The sequence below is a fragment of the Pseudaminobacter soli (ex Zhang et al. 2022) genome (assembly GCF_014595955.1).
Lineage (GTDB): Bacteria > Pseudomonadota > Alphaproteobacteria > Rhizobiales > Rhizobiaceae > Kumtagia > Kumtagia pseudosoli.
Genome location: NZ_JABVCF010000009.1, coordinates 86,062 through 106,355, shown reverse-complemented (window position 1 = coordinate 106,355; position 20,294 = coordinate 86,062). Strand labels below are relative to the sequence as shown.

The 20,294-nt window shown below is 63.3% G+C and carries 22 protein-coding genes; 12 read left to right on the top strand and 10 right to left on the bottom strand.

The window, feature by feature from the left end:
• The first annotated feature begins 2 nt into the window (after positions 1-2).
• From HUI96_RS17360 to HUI96_RS17350, 3 genes are all read left to right on the top strand, one after another.
• Positions 3-452 (top strand): ABA4-like family protein, encoded by a 450-nt coding sequence (locus HUI96_RS17360; RefSeq protein WP_188255945.1) that lies wholly within the window; start codon positions 3-5, stop codon positions 450-452.
• Entirely contained in the window at positions 449-1,297 is an 849-nt protein-coding gene (locus HUI96_RS17355; protein WP_188255944.1) for a hypothetical protein, read from the top strand. Before HUI96_RS17360 ends, HUI96_RS17355 begins: the two co-directional genes overlap by 4 nt.
• 197 nt (positions 1,298-1,494) lie before the next feature.
• Entirely contained in the window at positions 1,495-2,250 is a 756-nt protein-coding gene (locus tag HUI96_RS17350) for an SDR family oxidoreductase (RefSeq protein ID WP_188255943.1), read from the top strand.
• A gap of 62 nt (positions 2,251-2,312) precedes the next feature.
• Here the strand turns inward: HUI96_RS17350 and HUI96_RS17345 are convergent, their stop codons facing one another.
• Positions 2,313-3,665: an MFS transporter gene (locus HUI96_RS17345; RefSeq protein ID WP_188255942.1), complete on the bottom strand. Its 1,353-nt coding sequence runs from the start codon at positions 3,663-3,665 to the stop codon at positions 2,313-2,315.
• Between the two features lie 571 nt (positions 3,666-4,236).
• Here HUI96_RS17345 and HUI96_RS17340 point away from each other — a divergent pair.
• Both HUI96_RS17340 and HUI96_RS17335 read left to right on the top strand, forming a co-directional pair.
• Entirely contained in the window at positions 4,237-4,833 is a 597-nt protein-coding gene (locus HUI96_RS17340) for a hypothetical protein (RefSeq protein ID WP_188255941.1), read from the top strand.
• 112 nt (positions 4,834-4,945) lie between these two features.
• Entirely contained in the window at positions 4,946-5,830 is an 885-nt protein-coding gene (locus tag HUI96_RS17335; protein WP_188255940.1) for a bifunctional helix-turn-helix transcriptional regulator/GNAT family N-acetyltransferase, read from the top strand.
• A gap of 42 nt (positions 5,831-5,872) precedes the next feature.
• Here the strand turns inward: HUI96_RS17335 and aroE are convergent, their stop codons facing one another.
• The 4 genes from aroE to HUI96_RS17315 are packed head-to-tail and all read right to left on the bottom strand — an operon-like array spanning position 5,873 to position 8,608.
• Entirely contained in the window at positions 5,873-6,718 is an 846-nt protein-coding gene (gene aroE / locus HUI96_RS17330) for a shikimate dehydrogenase (protein WP_188255939.1), read from the bottom strand.
• Positions 6,719-6,743: 25 nt separating this feature from the next.
• Complete coding sequence (locus HUI96_RS17325) at positions 6,744-7,928, bottom strand: pyridoxal phosphate-dependent aminotransferase (protein ID WP_188255938.1); 1,185 nt, start codon at positions 7,926-7,928, stop codon at positions 6,744-6,746.
• 27 nt (positions 7,929-7,955) lie between these two features.
• Complete coding sequence (locus HUI96_RS30280; RefSeq protein ID WP_188255937.1) at positions 7,956-8,336, bottom strand: type II toxin-antitoxin system VapC family toxin; 381 nt, start codon at positions 8,334-8,336, stop codon at positions 7,956-7,958.
• Complete coding sequence (locus tag HUI96_RS17315; RefSeq protein WP_188255936.1) at positions 8,333-8,608, bottom strand: type II toxin-antitoxin system VapB family antitoxin; 276 nt, start codon at positions 8,606-8,608, stop codon at positions 8,333-8,335. Before HUI96_RS17315 ends, HUI96_RS30280 begins: the two co-directional genes overlap by 4 nt.
• 83 nt (positions 8,609-8,691) lie before the next feature.
• On the opposite strand from HUI96_RS17315, the gene HUI96_RS17310 reads away from it, so the two are divergent.
• The 4 genes from HUI96_RS17310 to HUI96_RS17295 are packed head-to-tail and all read left to right on the top strand — an operon-like array spanning position 8,692 to position 11,386.
• Positions 8,692-9,372 (top strand): GNAT family N-acetyltransferase, encoded by a 681-nt coding sequence (locus tag HUI96_RS17310; RefSeq protein WP_188255935.1) that lies wholly within the window; start codon positions 8,692-8,694, stop codon positions 9,370-9,372.
• A 12-nt stretch (positions 9,373-9,384) separates the two neighbouring features.
• Positions 9,385-10,395, top strand: a complete 1,011-nt coding sequence (locus HUI96_RS17305) for a cation diffusion facilitator family transporter (RefSeq protein ID WP_188255934.1) — start codon at positions 9,385-9,387, stop codon at positions 10,393-10,395.
• Positions 10,396-10,424: 29 nt separating this feature from the next.
• Positions 10,425-11,183 (top strand): SDR family oxidoreductase, encoded by a 759-nt coding sequence (locus HUI96_RS17300; RefSeq protein WP_188255933.1) that lies wholly within the window; start codon positions 10,425-10,427, stop codon positions 11,181-11,183.
• Positions 11,183-11,386: a hypothetical protein gene (locus tag HUI96_RS17295; RefSeq protein WP_188255932.1), complete on the top strand. Its 204-nt coding sequence runs from the start codon at positions 11,183-11,185 to the stop codon at positions 11,384-11,386. Before HUI96_RS17300 ends, HUI96_RS17295 begins: the two co-directional genes overlap by 1 nt.
• An 8-nt stretch (positions 11,387-11,394) precedes the next feature.
• On the opposite strand, the gene HUI96_RS17290 is transcribed toward HUI96_RS17295, so the two are convergent.
• Together HUI96_RS17290 and HUI96_RS17285 are read right to left on the bottom strand one after the other, a co-directional pair.
• Entirely contained in the window at positions 11,395-12,480 is a 1,086-nt protein-coding gene (locus HUI96_RS17290) for a nickel/cobalt transporter (RefSeq protein ID WP_188255931.1), read from the bottom strand.
• Positions 12,481-12,493: 13 nt separating this feature from the next.
• Positions 12,494-13,159, bottom strand: a complete 666-nt coding sequence (locus HUI96_RS17285) for a DUF1007 family protein (protein ID WP_188255930.1) — start codon at positions 13,157-13,159, stop codon at positions 12,494-12,496.
• A gap of 189 nt (positions 13,160-13,348) precedes the next feature.
• Between HUI96_RS17285 and HUI96_RS17280 the strand changes: the two genes are divergently transcribed.
• Together HUI96_RS17280 and HUI96_RS17275 are read left to right on the top strand one after the other, a co-directional pair.
• A complete protein-coding gene (locus HUI96_RS17280; protein WP_188255929.1) occupies positions 13,349-13,939 on the top strand; it encodes an ankyrin repeat domain-containing protein in 591 nt (196 codons plus the stop codon).
• A gap of 83 nt (positions 13,940-14,022) precedes the next feature.
• A complete protein-coding gene (locus HUI96_RS17275; protein ID WP_237684200.1) occupies positions 14,023-14,502 on the top strand; it encodes a YHS domain-containing (seleno)protein in 480 nt (159 codons plus the stop codon).
• An 84-nt stretch (positions 14,503-14,586) separates the two neighbouring features.
• On the opposite strand, the gene HUI96_RS17270 is transcribed toward HUI96_RS17275, so the two are convergent.
• The 3 genes from HUI96_RS17270 to HUI96_RS17260 all read right to left on the bottom strand — a co-directional run bounded on the left by HUI96_RS17270 (position 14,587) and on the right by HUI96_RS17260 (position 19,332).
• A complete protein-coding gene (locus HUI96_RS17270; protein ID WP_188255927.1) occupies positions 14,587-16,824 on the bottom strand; it encodes an adenylate/guanylate cyclase domain-containing protein in 2,238 nt (745 codons plus the stop codon).
• Positions 16,825-16,980: 156 nt separating this feature from the next.
• Positions 16,981-17,880 (bottom strand): LysR family transcriptional regulator, encoded by a 900-nt coding sequence (locus tag HUI96_RS17265; protein WP_188255926.1) that lies wholly within the window; start codon positions 17,878-17,880, stop codon positions 16,981-16,983.
• Positions 17,881-18,150: 270 nt separating this feature from the next.
• A complete protein-coding gene (locus HUI96_RS17260) occupies positions 18,151-19,332 on the bottom strand; it encodes an amidase (RefSeq protein WP_188255925.1) in 1,182 nt (393 codons plus the stop codon).
• Between the two features lie 31 nt (positions 19,333-19,363).
• Between HUI96_RS17260 and HUI96_RS17255 the strand changes: the two genes are divergently transcribed.
• A complete protein-coding gene (locus HUI96_RS17255; RefSeq protein ID WP_188255924.1) occupies positions 19,364-20,143 on the top strand; it encodes a hypothetical protein in 780 nt (259 codons plus the stop codon).
• Positions 20,144-20,294 lie beyond the last annotated feature (151 nt).

Genomic DNA, 20,294 nt, shown 5'->3' with positions numbered 1-20,294 from the left:
GGATGTCGGCGGACTTCCTATTCCAGGTCGCGAACACCGGCGCGCTGATCGGCTGGCTGGTGCTGCTCGGCAGTCCTCTTTTCCCTGCCGGCGCTGACCGGATCGCCGGGCTGGCCATTCCGCTGCTGCTATCGGTCGCCTATGCCGGATTGATCCTCGCCTTCTGGTCAAGCGGTGAAGGCGGTTTCGGAAGCCTCGGCGAAGTCGCCCAGCTGTTCCAGATCCGGGAACTGCTGCTTGCCGGCTGGATCCACTATCTCGCCTTCGACCTTTTCGTCGGGGCGTGGATCGTTCGGACCGCCCGCGCCGAGGCCGTCCCGTTCTATCTCGTGGTGCCGTGCCTTGCGCTCACCTTCCTGTTCGGCCCCGCCGGCTTTCTCGCCTTCACTTCCATCCGCGCCGCGCGCACCGGCCGTGTTGCGGCGGCACACCTCAAAGGAGACGCATCATGACTGCGATCGTTGCCGCTCCTGTCCGGCAGCCCAGCTTCGGCGCGGTGCGCCTCCGGAGTTCTCTACGTCAGCACGAACCGCGCTTCTTCGAGGCCGGCATCCTTCTCGCGCTGCTGGCGGCTCCGACCCTGTTCGCCGCCTTCGTGGACGGGCGCAGCTTCCAGGGCGAGGACAACTGGATCAAGCCGCTGAAGTTCGAGGTAGCGCTCTCGGTCTATCTGCTCACGCTTGCCTTCTATGCGCGCTGGCTTCCGCGGGGGACGGCGCAAAGGCGATGGTACCGCATCTACAGCGCCTCGGTCGTGGCGGCGATCGCGTTCGAGATGGTGTGGATCTGCGGCGCGGCCGCCCTCGGTACGGCGTCGCACTTCAATCCGTCGCCGGAAGGTGAGATCTTCTACAGCTTCGCAGGCATCGGCGCCCTGCTGCTGACATCTGCGACCCCTGTCTATGCCTGGCTGATTGCGCGGAACCCGACGACCGGGCTTGCTCCCGCGCTCAAGGAGGCGCTGGTGACCGGGCTGGCGCTGACCCTGCCGCTCACGCTGCTCACGGCCGGTATGATGAGCCAGATGGGCGCGCATGGCGTCGGCGGCTCGGGGGTCGCTGGCGGAACGTTCCCCGTGATGGGATGGTTGCGCGATGGCGGCGATCTCCGGGTCGCCCACTTCTTCGCCACGCATGCGATGCATTTCATCCCGGCCTTCGGGCTTGCTTCGGTGGCGCTCTGGGGGCCTGCGGTGCGTTTGCCGGTACGGCTGTTCGCGCTCGGCTATATCGCCTTCGTGGTCTGGGTCTTCGCCGAGGCGCTTGCCGGGCGGGCCTTCCTTCCCGGAGTCGGATGAAACCGCTTCGTGGTGTTAATATTCTATTAACCTTCCGTTAACTCTTGAAGCGCATCATTTTTCTATTCGAATCGCCTTCTCCTCCTCCCAAGCGCGATTCTGATTGGGGCGGTCGCAAATGGCCGCCCTTTTTGCTGGCAGGCCGCCGCGTCCTGTGCGATTTCGTGCCTGCGGATCATGCTTGTGGGAGGCTTATCATGGCAGCGGAAAAGACGGCGATCGTCACAGGAGCGGGTACCGGCATCGGCAAGGCGGTGGCCTTGACCATGCTGAACAACGGCTGGAACACGGTCCTTGTCGGTCGCCGCCAGGCGCTGCTCGAGGCCGCGGCCGCCGAAGCGGGCAACACCGGTGCCAAGGCGCTTGCCATCCCCTGCGACGTCACCAAGGCAGACGAGGTCGATTCCATGGTCGAGACCGCGGCAAAAACCTTCGGCCGGGTGGACCTGCTCTTCAACAATGCCGGGCTGGGCTTCAAGGCGGCCACCGTCGACGAGATCCCGGTCGAGGTCTGGACCGATATCGTCAACGTCAACCTGACCGGCTCGTTCCTGTGCGCGCGCGCCGCCTTCCGCCAGATGCGGCAGCAGAGCCCGCAGGGGGGGCGCATCATCAACAACGGCTCGGTGTCGGCCCACGCCCCGCGCCCGGGGTCGGCGCCCTACACGGCCACCAAGCACGCCATCACCGGGCTCACCAAGTCGCTGGCGCTGGACGGTCGGCCGTTCGACATCGCTTGCGGGCAGATCGACATCGGCAATGCGCTTACCGACATGGCCCATGCCATGACTCTCGGCGTGCCGCAGGCGGACGGCTCGATCAGGGCCGAGGCCACCATGGACCCGCAGCACGTGGCCGACGCCGTCCTTCACATGGCCAGCCTGCCGCTCGAGGCCAATGTGCTGTTCATGACCGTAATGGCGACGAAGATGCCGTTCGTGGGCAGGGGGTAGGGCACGCTGCGGAGCGGGCACTCCGACGAGAAAACCCTGCCCCGGAGCCAGCCCGCTCCTGATTAGGCGTCCATGTCCACTTCCTTGGTCTCCTTGCCGGCAAGAAGCGCCGCCAGCGTCAGCATGGCCATGATAGAGAGATAGATGCCGACCCAGAACGGGCTGCCCTGGCCGGCACTCCAAAGCGCCACCGCGATGAACGGGGCCACGGCCGCACCCAGGATCGACGAGACGTTGTAGGCTATCCCCGAGCCCGTATAGCGGACGTTGGCGGGGAAGAGTTCTGGTAGCAGGGCGCCCATCGGTCCAAAAGTCATGCCCATCAGGCTGAACCCCAGGATCAGCCATGCCATCACGCCCACCGGGCCGCCGGCCAGCATCGGCACCCAGATCAGGCCGAAGGCTGCGATGCCGAGCGTGACCCAGATCAGGGTGCGCCGCCGGCCCCAGCGGTCCGCCCAAGGGCCAGACGCGAGCGTGAACACGCCGAAGAAGACGACGCCGACGATCATCATCAAGACGAAGGTCGTGTAGTCGTAGCCGAGGCCAGGCACAGGGGCGGTCGTCGCCGCGCGCCCGTAGCTAAGCGAGAACGTCGTCATCAGGTAGAAGAGCACGTAGGTCGCGAGCATGTAGAAGGTGCCGAGGACAATTTCCTTCCAATGCGTCTTGAACGCTGCCGCCAGCGGCAGCTTCTGGACCTTGCCCCGGGAGACCGTCTTTTCGAAGGCGGAGCTTTCGACGAGGTTCAGTCGGACCCAGAGCCCCACCGCAACCATGACGAACGAGAACAGGAACGGGATGCGCCAGCCCCAGTCGAGGAAGGCAGAGGAAGGCCGCGACGGGTCGTCCGACGGCAGCATGGCCGCGATAATGAGGAACAGGCCGTTGGCGATGATGAAGCCGATCGGTGCGCCGAGTTGCGGAAAAGTGCCGAAGACTGCGCGTTTGCCGGGCGGCGCGTTCTCCGTCGCGACAAGTGCGGCGCCGCTCCATTCTCCGCCAAGCGCGAAGCCCTGGGCGAGCCTTAGCAGCACCAGCAGAAAGGGTGCTATCCAGCCGGCTGTCGCATAGGTCGGCAGCAGGCCGATGAGGAAGGTGGCGATGCCCATGGTGAGGAGGGCGCCGACCAACGTTACCTTTCGGCCCCGCCGGTCGCCGAGGTGACCGAAGAAGATCGCGCCGAGCGGGCGCGCGATCATCGCTGCGCCGAAGACGGCAAACGAGGCCAAGAGCGCCGTCGTTTCGTTGCCGGCGGGGAAGAAGAGGTGCGGGAAGACCAGCACCGCTGCCGTCGCATAGACGTAGAAGTCATAGAACTCGATGGTGGTGCCGACCAGGCTCGCAAGGATGACGCGGGAGCGGGGATTTGCGGGCGCGACTTCGCTGGGCCTTGCCCCATCTATTGTTGCCATCGATGAATTTCTCCTTGGGAGTGGGCCGAGTCATGACCAGGCAGTGCCGTACCGGCGTGGGGCCACTCCCGCTGCTCGCGCAATGGAGGCTGCTTGGCTGAACCGTGCTTGGGCCGATTGAACATGCCGTCGGCAATCCCGCAAGTCTTATCTTGCCCCGACATTGATGCGAGTGCGGCTATAGCCGCTTGGCCATAATTGAAACTCGACGGCCGGTCTGAAATCGCTTGCGGCTTCGATGATAGGCTTAGATGAGGTCTATGTAATCGCATTGTAAAAAGGCTGGCAAATGGTCGCGCTTGCAATTGATCTCGATTGAGAGCAGCCTGATCTCATCTCAATCTAGGAAGATGGATCGAGAATCTATTCTGGAGGAGACTTTATTGCGGGAGCGGGGTGCGCACGGAATGGGGGTATACTTTCTTGAGGAAACATATACGGCGCCAGAGAGCTGGGATCATTTCTTCGCTGCCTCAGTTCTCTCGCGGCTGTCCTATCCGTGCGCATGCCGAACCGGCTTGCCGGAGATCCATCCGCATCTGCGCCCAGTCTAACCCAAGGAGGAAGCACGATGCCTGTCAGCAATATCGCTCGTCTTTGCGCCGCGGCCGCTGTTGTATTGTTCGCTTTCGGCGCGGGCGCCCTGACTGCGAGCGCCGAAGAGGCTACGAGCGCCGAGATCGAATCGTTGCGCGGGGCGCTCGCCAAATACAAGGATCCCTACGTTGCCGTACGCGACCTCTATCTCTCGACAGTCGGTTGCGTCCATTACGACGGCTCGAAGATGGAAGGCCACATGGAATACCCGAAGGGCGGCATGGGCGTCCACTTCGTCAACCTGACCGTGCAGGGGCCGCCCGACCCGACGAAACCCAACGTGCTGATCTACGAGCCTGTGGACGGCAAGCTGCAACTGGTGGCGGCTGAATGGCTTATGCCTCTAGCTGCCGCGAAGGAGCGGCCTAAGCTATTCGGGCAGGAATTCCAGGGGCCGATGGAAGGGCACGAACCTCTCATCCCGCAAGGCTTCCACCACTATGATCTGCACGCCTGGGTGTTCAAGGACAATCCCAACGGCATGTTCAGCCCAACCCACCCGGACGTCACATGCAAGGACTACGAGTTCTCCCTGCTGGAGATGCCGACGAAGATGGTGGATGGGCACTGACCGTCGCAGAATGAGCCGTCGCGGCGAGTTCTCCTCGGGACGGCTAATTCTCCGAGCTCTCGCGACTGTCTCCACTATTGCAGTCGCCTATTTATCTGACTAATGTCAGATAATGGTGGATCAAGAGATCGCGCAGGTTCGCCGGTTCAACCGCACCGTTTCTCAGCGCATCGGCGCGCTGGAGGGGAGCTATCTTGCGCTCGGCCGGCCGCTCGGCGAGGCGCGCCTGATCTTCGAACTGGGACTGGCGGACGGGTCGGACTTGCGGGACCTGCGCGGCCGCCTCGGACTCGACTCTGGCTATCTCAGCAGGCTGGTCCGCTCGCTCGAAGCGCAGGGGCTGGTCGAAGTTCGTCCGGCGCCTGAGGATAAGAGGGTCCGCCGCATCGGCCTCACCGATGCGGGCCGTGCCGCCTGGCGGCAGTATGACGAACGCTCCGACCAGCTTGCGTCTTCACTTCTGGAGCCGCTGACGGTGAGCCAACGCAGTCGTCTGCTCGCAGCGATGGCCGAGATCGAGCGCCTCGTTCGCGCGGCAAACATCGAGATCGGCGTAGAGCCGGCCGACAGTGCCGACTCTCGCGAGTGCCTCGAAGCCTACTATGCCGAGATCGATCGGCGGTTCGAGGGTGGGTTCGCACTTGATGGCGGCAACCCGTTCGATCCGGGCGACGCCATTCCGCCCTCGGGCTGGTTCGTGCTGGCGCGGCTGCAAGGCGAGGCGGTCGGTTGCGGCGCGCTAAAGCGGCTGGATGTGCGGACCGGCGAGATCAAGCGGGTGTGGGTGTCACCGAAGGTCCGCGGCCTCGGCCTCGCCGAACGGATTATGGGCAGGCTGGAGTGTGTCGCACGCAACGCGGGCTTTACGACGCTGAAGCTGGATACCAACCGGGTGCTGACGGAAGCGCATGCGCTGTACCGCAAGCTCGGCTATCGCGAGACCGAGCGCTACAACGACAATCCCTATGCGCACTTCTGGTTCGAGAAGGCGGTGTGAGAGGCCGCCCAGCAATCAAGCGGCGGAGACTAGCCGGCGCGGTCAGGCGGAAAAAATCTCCTCCAGACGCTTGCGCATGATGCTGCCGTCGGCGTCGACCCCGGTCCAATACTTGATGTTAATCACGCCTTGGTTGACCAGCATGCCGAGACCGTCGAGCACCGCGCAGCCTCTCGACTGCGCCTCTTGCAGCAGTTTCGTCCGGGGTGGGTTGGGGATGATGTCGGCGACGATCATGCCGGGAAGAAGACTTGTGAGATCGAGATCCGGCCGGGCGTCCAGGTCGGGGTAGAGGCCGATCGAGGTGGCGTTGACAAGAATGTCGGTATCGGCCGGCAGCGCGTATGAGCCTTCCCAGGGCGCAAAGTCCGCCTGCACCGGAGTCTGGTCGCAGATCAATCGGACGAGTTCCTCACCCCGGTCGCGGCCGCGGTTCACCACCGTCAGCGACTTCGCCCCCACGAGCGCCAGTTCGACGCAGATCGCCCGCGAGGCGCCGCCAGCGCCCAGCACCACGATGTTCTTGCCGCGCGGATCGGTGAGTTCTCGGAGAGATTTCAGAAAGCCCTTGCCGTCGGTGTTCTCGCCGATCAGCTTGCCGTCGCGCAGCACGGCGCAGTTGACGGCCTCCATGATCGCTGCGGATTCGCCAAGGCCGTCGAGGTGCTCGATCACCGCCACCTTGTGCGGCAGCGAGCAGTTGAAGCCGGCCCAGCCCATGGCGCGAGCGCCGCGCACCGCATCGCCCAGCTTCTCCGGCGCGACTTCGCAGTTGATGTAACGGGCATTTATGCCGTGGTGCGCGTAGGCAGCATCCATCATCGCGACAGTCGGGTTCTCCGCCGCAGGCATGGCGAAGCATCCGGTGATCTTGCTCAGGAAGTTCATGGTTCCTCCGTCCGCGCCGGGTGCGCTAACGCGTCAAAAACCTCTCCATCCTTTCCAGCGCCCTCAGTATATTCTCTTCCGAGTTCGCATAGGAAAGCCGGATATAGCCTTCACCCAGCACGCCGAAATCGGGACCGCCGATCAGCGCTACGCCGGCCTGGTCGAGCAGGGCCGAGGCCAGTTCCTTGGCCTTCCAGCCGGTCTTCTTCACGTTCGGAAAGGCATAGAAGGCCCCCTTCGGCGTAATGCAGGAGACGCCGGGCAGCGTGTTGAGACCCTCCACCACGATCTTCCGGCGGCGGTCGAAGGCGGCCATCATCTTCTCGACCTCATCCTGCGGCCCGTCGATCGCCGCGATGCCGGCGAACTGGCTGGGCGCATTGACACATGACCAGCAGTTCACCGCGAGCTTCCTGACCTTGTCGTAGAGGTTGGCGCTCTCCGGCCCGTTCGGCCAGATCGACCACCCCATGCGCCAGCCGGTCATGGCCCAGGTCTTCGACCAGCCGTTCAGCACGATCAGGCGATCGCGGATCTCGGGGAAGGTGAGCAGCGACACGTGCTTCTCGCCGTCATAGGTCATGACGTCGTAGATCTCGTCCGAGAGGATGGCGACATCCGGGTGGCGCTCGAGGCCCTTCACCAGCTTCTCGATCTCGGCGCGCGGGGTGACGCCGCCGGTCGGATTGGCGGGGGAGTTGAGGATGATGAGGCGCGTCTTCGGCGTGATCAGAGCCAACGTTTCCTCGGCGGAGAAAGCAAAACCGTTCTCCTCGCGGATCGGCACGGGCACCGGCTTTGCGCCGGTGAACTCGATCATGGAGCGATAGATCGGGAAGCCTGGGTCGGGGTATAGGATCTCCGCGCCCGGCTCCCCGAACATGACGATCGCCGCATACATGGTCGGCTTGCCGCCCGGCAGGATCATCACGTTCTCGGGCGAGACCTCGACGCCGGTGAGAGCGAGCGTGCGGCGCACCACCGCCTCGCGCGTGGCGAGCAGGCCGGTGGCGGGCGTATAGCCGTGGTGTCCGTCGCGCAGCGCCTTGATGGCGGCCTCGACAATGTGCGGCGGCGTTTTGAAGTCCGGCTGGCCGATGCCGAAGTTGATGATGTCGCGTCCTTGTGCCGCCAGCGCGGTGGCGCGGGCGAGCACGGCGAAGGCATTTTCCTCGCCGAGACGGTCGAAGGCAGGCACTGTGTGGAGCATTTCAATCTTCCTGCAGAAGTGCGTTTGCTATGTCGGTTCTGGAAAAATCGGTGCCGACGAAGAGCAGGGGCACCTCCCGGTACTTCGCCGCGGCATAGACGAGGCAGTCGCCGAAATTGAGCTGTGCTGGGTGCCTTGAGCCCTTGCCGTATTCTTGGCAGCTTTGACCGCGAGTTGGGCTTCCTCGAGCGTGAGCTCGATCAGACTATATGAGGCCTTGAGACAAAGCTCCTGCGCCCAGTCGAGAAGTTGGGGGTGCAGCCGGCGCAACAGCGCAAGTTCCACCAGGCAGCATGCCGGGACGAGAACGGTGCCCGCCGAATTGAGCCGTTCTCGCAGGGATGGCGCCTCGGGCTCGCGCTTGAAGATGGCGACGAAAGCGGAAGTGTCGACGACGATTTCCGTCATCGCTGATTCAGTTCGTCTTCGAAGATGGAGTCCATCTCAGCTTTGATTTCCTCCCAACTCAGCTTTGGACCGCGGTAGGGATATTTCCGATCGAGTTCCTCGAAGACGGCCATCCGGCGACGAACCTTCTCTTCTGGTACTTCGTCAATTCTATCGCGACCGGCCTCAGCTTTCACAAGCCGCTCGATAACCGCGCCAGGTTCCTCACCAGTGCGACGGCCAATCTGGCGGATCAGGTCCTCGGTCGTCTTGTTCCGGATCGTGATGGCCACTGGCTCAATCCTGCGGATCGTTTCGGCATATAGTGGAAACATATGCTGCCACGCTGTCCAACCCAAAGTCGAGAGTGTCTTTCATGACCGACCTTTCCAACTGGACGCTCCGCCCGCGACCCGAGCGTAAGGTGATGGAAGGGCGCTATGTGCGGCTGGAGCCGCTCAATGCGGCTAGCCACGGGGATGAACTGTTCGAGGCTTCCACGGTGCCGGACGCGGAGGCGCGCTTCCGCTATCTCGGCGAACATCCGCCTGTTTCCCGCGCGGCCTTCCAGTCCTGGCTGGACAAGGCCGAGGCCAGCGAGGATCCGCTTTATTTCGCAGTAATCGACAAGAGGACGGGCAAGGTCGGGGGTCGCCAGACCTTTCTGCGCATCGACCCGGCGAACGGGGTGGCGGAGATCGGCCACATCTACTGGGGTCCGTCGATCTCGCGCACGCCGGTGGCCACCGAGGCGCATTTCCTCTTCATGCGCCACATCTTCGACGATCTCGGTTATCGACGCTGGGAATGGAAGTGCAACAACCTCAACGTGCCGTCCAAGCGGGCGGCGGAGCGTTTCGGCTTTAGCTTCGAGGGCGTGTTCCGCCAGCACATGGTGATCAAGGGTGAAAATCGCGATACGGCCTGGTACTCCATTATCGACAAGGAGTGGCATTCGCTCCGGCAAGCCTATATGGACTGGCTGGACCCGGCGAACTTCGACGCCGATGGCAGGCAGAAGAAGCGGCTCGAGGAGTTTCGATCCGCCGCCGCTTAGAACGAGCATCACATGGCGCAATCACATGGCGGACATGGGCATGATCGGAAGCACGATCATTCGCACGCGCGTGCGCACGATCATGGGACGCATTCGCATGCTCACGGGCACGCCCATGGTCATGGCCACGGTCCGGACGGACACGTCCACGGGAAAGCCGATCAGAAGCGGGTGCTGATCGCCGCGCTGCTCACCGGCGGCTTCATGTTCGCCGAAGCGATCGGAGGCTGGATCACCGGCTCGCTGGCGCTGGTGGCGGATGCGGGGCACATGCTCACCGACTCCATCGCCTTGTGGCTCGCCTGGTATGCGTTCCGGCTCGGCGGCAGGCCGGCGACGCAGCGCATGACCTACGGCTTCGGGCGGGTGAAGACGCTCGTCGCCTACACCAACGGCATCACCATCTTCGCCATCGCGCTCTGGATCGTCTACGAGGCCATCGTGCGCTTCATGGACCCGCCGCCGGTGCTCGGCGGTCCGATGCTCGTGGTGGCGATCGCCGGGTTGCTCGTCAACATCGCGGCCTTCTTCGTCCTGCACGGCGGCGACCGCACCAGCCTCAATATGCGCGGCGCCATCCTGCACGTCCTCGGCGACATGCTGGGCTCCGCGGCAGCGATCGTGGCCGCCATTGTTATTATCGCAACCGGGTGGACTCCGATCGACCCGATCCTCTCGGTACTGGTCGCGGTGTTGATCCTGTCGACCGCCTGGGCTCTGATGAAGGAAGCCGCGCACGTCCTCCTCGAGGGCGTTCCCGGCAAGCATGATCGGGACCGCATAGCTCACGATCTGCAGAATTCCGTCACCGGGGTTCGCGAGATCCATCACATGCACGTCTGGTCCATCGACGGAACAAGGACCATAGCGACGCTGCACGCCTGCCTCGTCGAGGGAACCGACCCGCATGGCGCCGTCGCCGCGATCAAGGCGCGTCTGGCGACAGAGCACGCCATCGAGCACGCGACCGTTGAGCCCGAATACGGCCAGTGCGCCGACAGGCGAAGCGAACACTTGCACTAGCGTCGGATCACGCAGCTTCAGAGGGAACAATGGCAGGCAGGCTCAAGGACAAGATCGCGGTGGTGACTGCCGCGGGGCAGGGGATCGGGCGGGCGATCGCCGAGCAGTTCCTGGCCGAGGGGGCCGTCGTCTACGCCTCCGACATCGACCTCGACAAGCTGGCTGATCTGCAAGGCGCTCGGGCTGCAAGGCTGGACGTGTTGTCCACCGACGCGGTGGAGGCCTATGCGCGCGACACCGGGCACATCGACATACTGGTCAATGTCGCCGGCTTTGTACACCACGGCACCGTGCTAAGCACCAGCGACAAGGACTGGGACTTCTCCTTCGACCTCAACGTCAAGTCCATGCACCGCACGATCAAGGCATTCCTGCCCGGGATGCTCGAGCGGGCGAAGGAGACCGGCAAGACCTGCTCGATCGTGAACATCTCGTCAGGGGCCTCGTCGATCCGCGGCATTCCGAACCGCTACGCCTACGGCGCCAGCAAGGCGGCGGTGATCGGTCTCACCAAGTCAGTCGCGGCCGACTTCATCCGCGACGGCATCCGCTGCAACGCGGTGGCGCCGGGCACCTTCAAGTCGCCCTCCTGGGAAGAGCGCGTCGAGACGCTCGGCAAGGAATGGGGCAGCAAGGAAAAGGCGCTGGAGATGTTCGTGCAGCGCCAGCCGACGGGGCGGGTGGCCGACGCCGCCGAGATCGCGCCCATCGCGGTTTATCTTGCGTCCGACGAAGCGGCGTTCACCACCGGGACGGTCATGGCGGTGGACGGCGGGTTCTCGCTGTGATGGACCGCGACAGCAAGAACGCCGCTATTGCCGCCCTGGTGATCCTGCTGGCCTTCGGGCTTGGCGCCTACTTCATGCCGACCATCATGCTCGCGCTGGGCAAGGTGTCGCCGCTGTTCGCCGGCATCGTGGCGGTCCTGTTCGTCGCCGCTTTCTTCCTGGTGTTCTGGCTGAGAGGCCGTCGGCAGCGGCGGGACGGGTAGCCGCGGCTTTACGCGCTGAGGCTTGCGCTGAGCAGCGTCAGGCCGAGCAGGAGGACCATCGCCGCGCCGCCGATCTCGATGGCGGCGTGGATGCGGTTTCCTGTACGACCGTCGCCGGCGAAGGCGACCGCCCAGTTCTTCGCCGTCACCGCCAGTGTAGCGAGCAGCGAGACGGTTATGGCGGTGCCGAGCGCCATCGCCAGGACCGAGGCGATGCCGCCGACCCAAAGCCCGTTCAAAAGGGCAAAGGACAGCACGATCAATGCGCCGGAGCAGGGCCGCAGGCCCACCGCTGCGACGGCCGACCAGGCGGTGCGCCAGTCGAAGCGATCGCCCGAGATCATCGCCGGGTCCGGCGCGTGGGCATGGCCGCAGGTCGTGCAGACCTCGCCGTGCGCATGATGCGCGGCGTGGTCATGGTGACGTCCTTGCGAAGGGGCCATCGCGTGGTCGTGGCCGCAATGCGCATGGTCATGATGCGCATGGCGGTGCGAATGCGCGTGGGCGGCCGAGAGGCTCACCGCGGGATGGGCGCCGAACAGGCCAGCGATCCGAGGCCCCGCCTTCTTCCACAGCAACCAGGCTCCGAACAGGGAGATGAGCCCGTAACTGGCCACCTCGAGGAACCATGTCGCGTCGGTCATCGACACCGTCGTGCCGCGCAGGAAGAGGTACACCAGCCCGATGACGACGATGGCTGTCAGAGCCTGGAGGAAGGCCGAGACGAAGGACAGCACGACGCCGCGCCTGAGCGCGACCTCGTTGGCGAGCATGTAGGAGGAGATGACCGCCTTCCCGTGTCCAGGGCCCGCCGCATGGAACACACCGTAGGCGAAGGAAAGGCCGACCAGGACCCAGAGCTTGCCGCCGTCCTGCCGCATCGCCTTCAGCGCGCCCGTCAACGACCTGTAAAAGCCCTGCTGTTGGACGTTGATCCAGTTCATCAGGCCGGCAAACAAGCCGGTGGAGGGAACGGCGGCCTCATTGGTGCCGATGCCGAGTGAGCTCTGGGCGTAGGCATAAGCCACGAAGTCGCTGGCGATAAAGGAAAGGGCGATCAGGGCGAGGACCGCCCGCACGATCCATTTCTTCATGGTCCTCTCTCGCTCATCCGCTGGCCTTGCAGGTCAACTCCAGCTTTGTCGCAAAAATCTTGCTCATGTCCGTGCCGGCCGGGTCGTTGAAGAAGGCTTCGGTGAGCGTTGCCTGGTTCTGCGCCAGCGCCTCGTCCGGGTCAGGGCGGATAACCTTCCTGCCGCAATCGTCGGGCATGGACGCCACAGCCATCCTGTCGTCGTCGGTGAATTCGATCGCGGTATAGAAGGTCGGGTCGTAGACAGCGAAATTGATCTTGCCGGCGAGCTTGAGCGGCTCCTTCGGGGTCGATTCGAAGAGGATGATGAACTGGCCGTCCTCAAAGTTCACAATGAGGCCGGGTGGCGGCACCATCTCAACGTCCTTCCCATCGGCCGTCACCATCTGGAAGAACTTGTATTCGGCAATCGACGAGTGGACCGTGTTGGCGACCTCCTGCAACTCGGCGTCGTCGAGCTTCAAGTCGGCATTCTGGTCGAACTCCATCAGCACGGTCGAGGAGAAGACGTCGTCGAAGCGCCAGAGGTGGCGAAGCGACTTCACCGTGCGATCGGGATTGACCATGACTTCGAGCCTGGCCTCGGCGAAAACGTGCGGGTGCACTAGCGCGGGCGTCGGAGAAGCAGCAAGCAGCGCAGCCGTGGTCGCGATCCTCGCGGTGTGGTTGAAGAGGCGCATTCGAATCCCGGGTGATTTGCGCGGTGAGGATTATCAGAAACCGGGCGAAAGTGGGACGGCAGATTATCCCGTTTGAGCCGTAATGGACGCCTCTAACGCCTGTGCGTTCTTGATCCTAGCAACGTTCATGGTAGAGTTAAGTACTGGTGAAGTCCGCCCAGGAACAGACGGCGGGGGCGGAGAGAAATCATGCGGTTTGCATTCGCCTTCGCGATCGGACTGACGTTCGGCGTTGCCAGTGCTGTTGCCGATCCCCTTCACGATGCTGCAAAAGCGGGCGATCTCCAGGCGGTACAGCAACTGGTCGGCCAGGGTTCTGACCTCTCCGCGCCGGATCGGGCCGGGGATCCTCCACTTGTCCTTGCCGCGCTCGCTGGCCATGCGGACGTGGTCGCCTATCTGCTCTCACAAGGGGCAGACATAGCAGTTCGTAACAAGGGCGGCCTCACCGCGCTTCACGCTGCCGCATACGCCGGCAACCTCGAGGTAACGAAGTTGCTGGTCGCCAAGGGCGCCGCTGTGAACGATCAGATGAACTTCTATCACATGTCGCCGCTCCACGCGGCGGCCGAGGAGGGACACACCGACGTGGTGGTGTTCCTGCTGGCGAACAAGGCAGAAGTGGAGGCGAAGGAACGAAACGGATACACGCCGCTCAGTCAGGCAGGCTGGCGCGATCATTGGGACACTGCAGTTCCGCTGATCAAGGCGGGTGCAGTCTGTCAAAAGGCCGACTTGGTGGGCGATCGGCTCTTCCAGGAATGCACCAAGCGGCAGTGACAACTGCCGGACGGTGCTCCGACCAAGGATGGAGGTTCGTCGTGTCTGACCAACATAGGAAGTGCAGTCTTCGCACTGCGGCGCTGTTCGCAGCCGTGACCATCATCGGGGCATCGGTCGTGCCTGCCGCTGCCGAGGAATTCGTGAACACAGGTTATTTCGGGGACGTGGCGATCAAGGGCTATGACCCCGTAGCATATTTCACCGACAATGCTGCCGTTCAGGGTTCGCAGCAATACACCTACAGATGGCTTGGGGCGACATGGGTGTTCGCCAGCGCGGAGAACCGTGACCTCTTCAAGGCCGACCCGGCAAAGTATGCGCCCCAGTATGGGGGCTATTGCGCCGATGGTGTCTCCTTCGGGACGGTAACCACCAATATCGATCCGAAGGCGTGGCGGATCATCGATGGCAAGCTTTACCTGAGCTACGATCCGGGCACTGCCGATGGATTTCAGAAGAGCCCCACCAAGCTGGCCGAATCCCGAAAGCACTGGTCCGAGGTCGAGCAGACGCTGCTCTTGGAAAAGGACCAGAAGGATTGGCGGCACACTGGCAATTAGGACGTGCTGGTCGAATCCGCCCGAAGCGGTGGCAGTGAACCCCGATCACCCCACTTGCCTCGCGTGGCGGGGGCTCTGCTTGGGTTATTGCTCAATCGAAAAGAAAGTAAGCGCCTGAGGCGTGACGTGGACGTATTGCGCGCCCGGCTCGTCCGGCGACGTGTTTCGGTACACAAAGCCGCACACACTACGGTTCCTGAAATAACCGGCGAACAACTCGCAGATGCGGTCATCCTCGATCTCCACCAGCCCCGTGATGTTGGTATTGGCGCTGCGATAGGCGGTGTTGCCTGCCTTATCGAAATATTGGAAGAACTCCGTCCCGTTCTTGTGCCGGCCTTTCCAGGTCTTGTTGTCGACGAGCCTGCGCAAGTCCGCTTCGCGGAGTTGGTCGGTCGCCTTTCCCTCGAAGCCGAAGGGCCATTGAGGCAGGCCCGCATGGCGTAAGCCGTCGAGATGATAGGCGAGGTCATCTTCACGCCAATAGTCATACAGATAGCTGTAGTAGGTCAAATTGCTGTCCGGGAACAGCTTCAGCAGGTTGGCCCGTTCGGCGGACGCGACGGTGCGATTGCCGTCGTGCATGTAGGCGGCGCTTAGATATTCGCGTGCGGGTTCGGCTTTGGGCAGGGCGTCGCGTGCGGCTTCGATGAGCGGGATCGCGCGCTCATTGTCGTGCGCCAGATAGAACACGATGCCGGCGAGGAGTTGGAAGCTTGGAGCCGGCGTGGGATCGAGGCGCAGCGCGCGCTCCATCTCGCGGACCGCCTCAGCGCGGCTTCCCGTTTGCGCGAGAATGAGGGCAAGGCTTCCGACAGCTTCCGCGTCGTTGGGCTGGGCTCCCACCGCCTGCCTCGCCGAATTGCGTGCCTCGGCCGCGCGACCGTCGACGAGTTGCAAGAGGGCAAGGACGGTGTGGGCACGCGCATTGCTGGGGTCGAGCCTCAGGGCTTCGCCGGCAGCATCGTAGGCGATCTTTCGCGCCACGGCGGCGGACCAGAGGAAATTGTAGTCGTTGCGCCAGACGTCCACGGCCACCCGGGCAATCCCGGCATGAGCATTGGCGAAGTTGGGATCGAGGTCGATCGCCTGCTGATAGTAGGACAATGTCCGGCGATAGGTGTCGACGTCGCTGTAGAAAAAGCCCTCCTGCTCGGCGCGCATGTAGTAGTCGTAGGCTTCCAGGTTGTCGGTTGGGATCCGCGCCAGCCGGTCGCGCTCGCCTTGGCTCAGCCTGATCTCGAGCGCGGAAATTATCTTTCCGATCACGTCGTCCTGGACGGCAAACAGGTCCCTGTACTGCCGGTCGTAGCGTTCTGCCCAAAGCGAAAGCCCACTTAGGGCGTCGATCAGCTTCACATTGATCCGAAGCCTGTCTGCCGATCGTTGAAGCGTTCCCTCCAGGACGTAGTGAACACCCAGTTCTGTCGCGACGTCCTGAATCGTGGCGGCTGTTTCGCGGATCGCCAGGACCGAGTGTCGCGCGATCACGAACAGCCCGGAAACTTTGGACAGGTCCGTGATCAGGTCGTCGGTAAGCCCTTCAGCGAGATGATCTTGTTCCTTGTCCCCGCTAACATTGATGAACGGAAGAACGGCGACCGAGGGCCTGTCCGGGAGGGGGTAGGCAATGCGCTCGAATGGCGCCGAAGGCATGAAGCGCGTCCAGGGCTGCCACCAAGCTAGCCCGGCCGCTGCCGCCAGCAGCAGCACTGCCGACATACGGAACGCCAAACCTCTCCGCCGTGGCGGCAGAGGCTCCGTCGACGCTGCAGGAGGAGGTGGGGTAGAGAGGCGTTCGGCCTTTTCGTCGAGCCGAACGCTGTAGATCTGCACCGGCTCGGCGATGTTCTTGAGGCGCCTTTGGGGGCGGTGCTCAAATGTCAGGTCGAGCTTGCTCCTGACCTGGTGGTAGGCGGCGCCCGAAAGGCATATTCCCCCCGGGTCGGCGATCTCCTGCAGGCGCGCGGCTACATTTACGCCGTCGCCGAAAATATCGCCGTCTTCAGGGATGATGTCGCCGATGTTGATCCCTATCCTGTAGCGGAACTGCGATTCTTCAGGCACGCCTTCGTTCTCGTCGCGGAGTGCAAGCTGTATCTCGACCGAGAAGCACAGTGAATCCACGACACTTGCAAACTCCATCAGGGCACCATCGCCGGTGAACTTGATGATGCGGCCCCGGTATTGGGTGGCACGGGGTGCGAACAAGACCCGGCGATGACGACGGTGGGCGGCGAGCGTAACCTCCTCGTCCGCGCCCATGAGGCGGGAGTACCCAACCATGTCGAAGGCAAGGACCGCGGCCAGCCGGCGCTCCATGCTAGTGCTCCTCGAACAGGGAACTCGCCCGTACGAGACGATCCCGGTTCTGCGATCAGGAAGGATACGAATTATACTCTTGACAGGCGAGTTGACACCTGGATTGCGCCGATAGTTGATCGACAATGTTTCTACAGGTTAATAGATGGTGGCGCTCTATCCGGCGCTGTACTTGCGGAACCACTGCGCCATGAAATCGACGAACACCCGGACCTTGGCCGGGAGATAACGGCGGTGCGGATAGACGGCGAAAATGCCGGCGCCGTCTGGCAGGCGGTTGTCGAGCGCCGGCACGAGGCGGCCGGCCTCGATGTCCGGCTGGGCGATGAAGTCGGGCAGGATTGCCCAACCCAGCCCCGATACCGCGGCAGCGCGCGCGACGATCGGGCTGTTCACCTCGATCGGTCCGCTCACCGAGACGGTCGTGATCTGATTGCCTTCACCCAGGAACGGCCAGTTGGACAGCCACCTTCCGTTGGTGTCGACCACGCACGGCTTGCCGGCGAGGTCCTGGGGGCGTTCGGGCATGCCGTGCCTCTCGACGATGTCTGGCGAGGCGCAGAGCCGCAGTCCGAACGGGGCGAGGCGGCGTGCGATGAGCGAGGAACTCTCCAGCCTGGTGATGCGGATGGCGAGATCGAAACCTTCTTCCACGAGGTCGACGAAACGGTCATCGAGTCGGATCTCCAGGACGATGTCGGGATGCTCCTTGGCGAAGTCGATCAGCGATTGCCCGATCGGAGCATCGGCGAAGGTGCGCGACGCCGACAGCTTGATCCGGCCGCGCACGTCGCCTGAGGAATCGCGCACGTTGTCGGCCAGACTGTCGATCTCGCGCACGATCTCGGAAGCGCGCCGGTAATAGGTGTGGCCGGCTTCGGTCAGCGAGAACTGGCGGGTCGTGCGGTTGAGCAGCAGCGCGCCAAGCTCGTCCTCGAGTTCGCGCACATATTTCGACAGCAGCGCCTTGGAGCGGCCGATCTTGCGCGCCGCCGCCGAAAAGCCCTCGGCCTCGACCACTTCGATGAAGGCGCGCATGCGGGTGAGGGTGTCCATTTCGATGTTAGCTCCGGGTGCGTCCTTCGAGGCACCCCTTCGACTGCTCGCGACCAAGTCGCTCGCGCTCAGGGTCGCACCTCAGGATGAGGAACGTGGTACCAGCAACCCCAATCGCCGGCGGTTGCGTTGTTTGAACCCGATCAAAGGCCGCGAAAACATCGGCGGCCAGCGGTTCAGGCTCGAACTCCCTCATCCTGAGGTGCGAGCCCGCACGGTGTCCGGGAACTCGCGAATACATTTGCGGGCGAGCCTCGAAGGACGCACCGATCACGCGCCCATCAGCCGTCGCCCCATCCCGATCAGCGCCATGTCACTGCCGTGCGGTCCGACGACGGAGAGGCCGAACGGCGCGCCATGCACCGAACCGAGGGGCAGGGTGATCTGCGGGCAGCCGGAAAGTCCTGACAGGCAAAGCAGATGCAGCGCCCGCTCGCGATAGGACTGCAGCGCCTCGGCTGTTTCGGTCTTCAGCGGCGAGGCGCCCGGCACGGTTGGAAGCACCAGCACGTTGCCGTCCCCGAGCAGGTCGAGCATTTCGGAGCGGAATTTTTCGCGGCGTGTCCTTTGCACTGCTACCGTTTCCCCGTCGAGCGTCGAGCCGAACAGGAAGCGCTCGCGTGTGCCAGGGCCGAGCGATGCCTCGTGCTTGCCGATCCAGGCTCCGTGCGCTGCCCAGGCTTCCGCCGCCTGGATCAGTCGGAAGCAGGTGTAGAGCTCGTCGGGAGAGGACGAGAACGGCCATGCGGAGCGGCTCGTGATCGGCAGGCCGACGAGTCTGCGCATTCGCTCGTACTCGGCTGCCTCTTCGCTGCCGAACACGAGTTCATCCATCGTATCCAGCGTGATTGCGCGGGTCAGCTGTCCAGTGTGGCTGTCTTCGCCCAGCAGTACCCGGCCGACCGCTTCGTAGACATCGATGTCGCGGGCGAACCAGCCGCCCGTGTCGAGCGATGGCGCAAGCGGCATCGTGCGATCGATCGGGATGCGGCCGTGCGTGGTTCTAAGCCCGACGAGGCCGCAGAAGCTCGCTGGTGCGCGCACTGAGCCGCCGGTGTCGGAGCCGAGCGCGATGTCGACCAACCCGCCCGCCACTGCGGCAGCGGAGCCGCAGGAAGAGCCACCCGTGTAGCGCTCGGGCGCGCGGGGATTGATGGGAAAAGGAAAATGCACGTTCTGGCCGAACAGGGAGAAGGCGAGTTCGTCGGTGACGGTCTTGCCCGCGAATCGCGCGCCCGCATCAAGCAGGCGCTGCACGCAGGAGGCGCTGCGCTCTGCCGGCGACGCTTCGGCGAGCTTCTGAGGATTGCCGCAGCCGGTGCGCAGGCCGGCGACGTCGAAGATGTCCTTGATGCCGAGCGACAGGCCAGCGAGCGGGCCGGATTCCGCATTCGCAACAGTGATTTGGTCTGTTTCGACGAAGGCGTTCAGGGGATCTTGGACGGACGGCATCGTTCACTTCCCGGAGTGGTCAGGGGCACCATTGTTCGACCGGACGCGATTTGCAAGTTTGTTGTTGACTCGAACTCGAACAGCAAGTGGTGTTTGGGAAGATGTATCCTGCAGCTCAGAGTTCGATTTGCTCTTCGATTTGTCACGGATATTTGGCAGGCGCTTCGACGCTGGAAAACCGGCTCGTACGGCCGGCGAGATTGGCGACGTGATATCGGCTGTCATAGCCGACCAAGACTCAAACGGAAATCTCGAGAGAGTCGCTGACCTGCGGTGGGTCCACCACCGCGAAGATCAATTTCGCCATATCTTTGAGTTCAAGGCGATAAAGGGCGCCACCTATTCGGCTTGCTGGGGCGTGTCGTTGGACTTTGTGCCAATCGCCAATCGGGGGCGCCTTGCATGGAAGCGAACGTCGAAGTCGGCACGAATGGACTTGTGCATCGATCCCATCGACAAGAAGGGCTCGAATTCCAAATGGTGTTCGTTCTTCTACAACGACGATGATCGCCGCATCGGGACCGTCGCACGGGCATCTCTCAGAGTAGCCGGCGTGGATCTTGCCAAGCTGAATTCTCTCCAGGGTGTCCTTTCGGCGTTCGAACAACGGGCCGCAATGCAATTCGAACGCTTCTCCCTTGAAAATTATGTTCAGACGGACTTGGCTTGGGGCCTGCTCCTGATCGCGCTCGCCAGGGAAGACGAGGGTGTCCGGCGCCTGGGCCGTTATTGCGAACGCTCTGGCGTTTCGCGGGATGACGCGCTGTTGGCGAAGGCAAGGGCTGCCGCGCGGAACATCGCCACGAACTGAGCCGAAAGCGCGGCCCAGCGCTCAAGAAATCGCCGCTCCAATTTTTTGCGCCCTGAGATCAATTTCCAATTGATTGTGACAGGTCGAATCATTAAATCCGCGGCTGCCCAAAGTCGCACGTGCCTGTGGGCGTCCCCCGGTCCTCGGAATG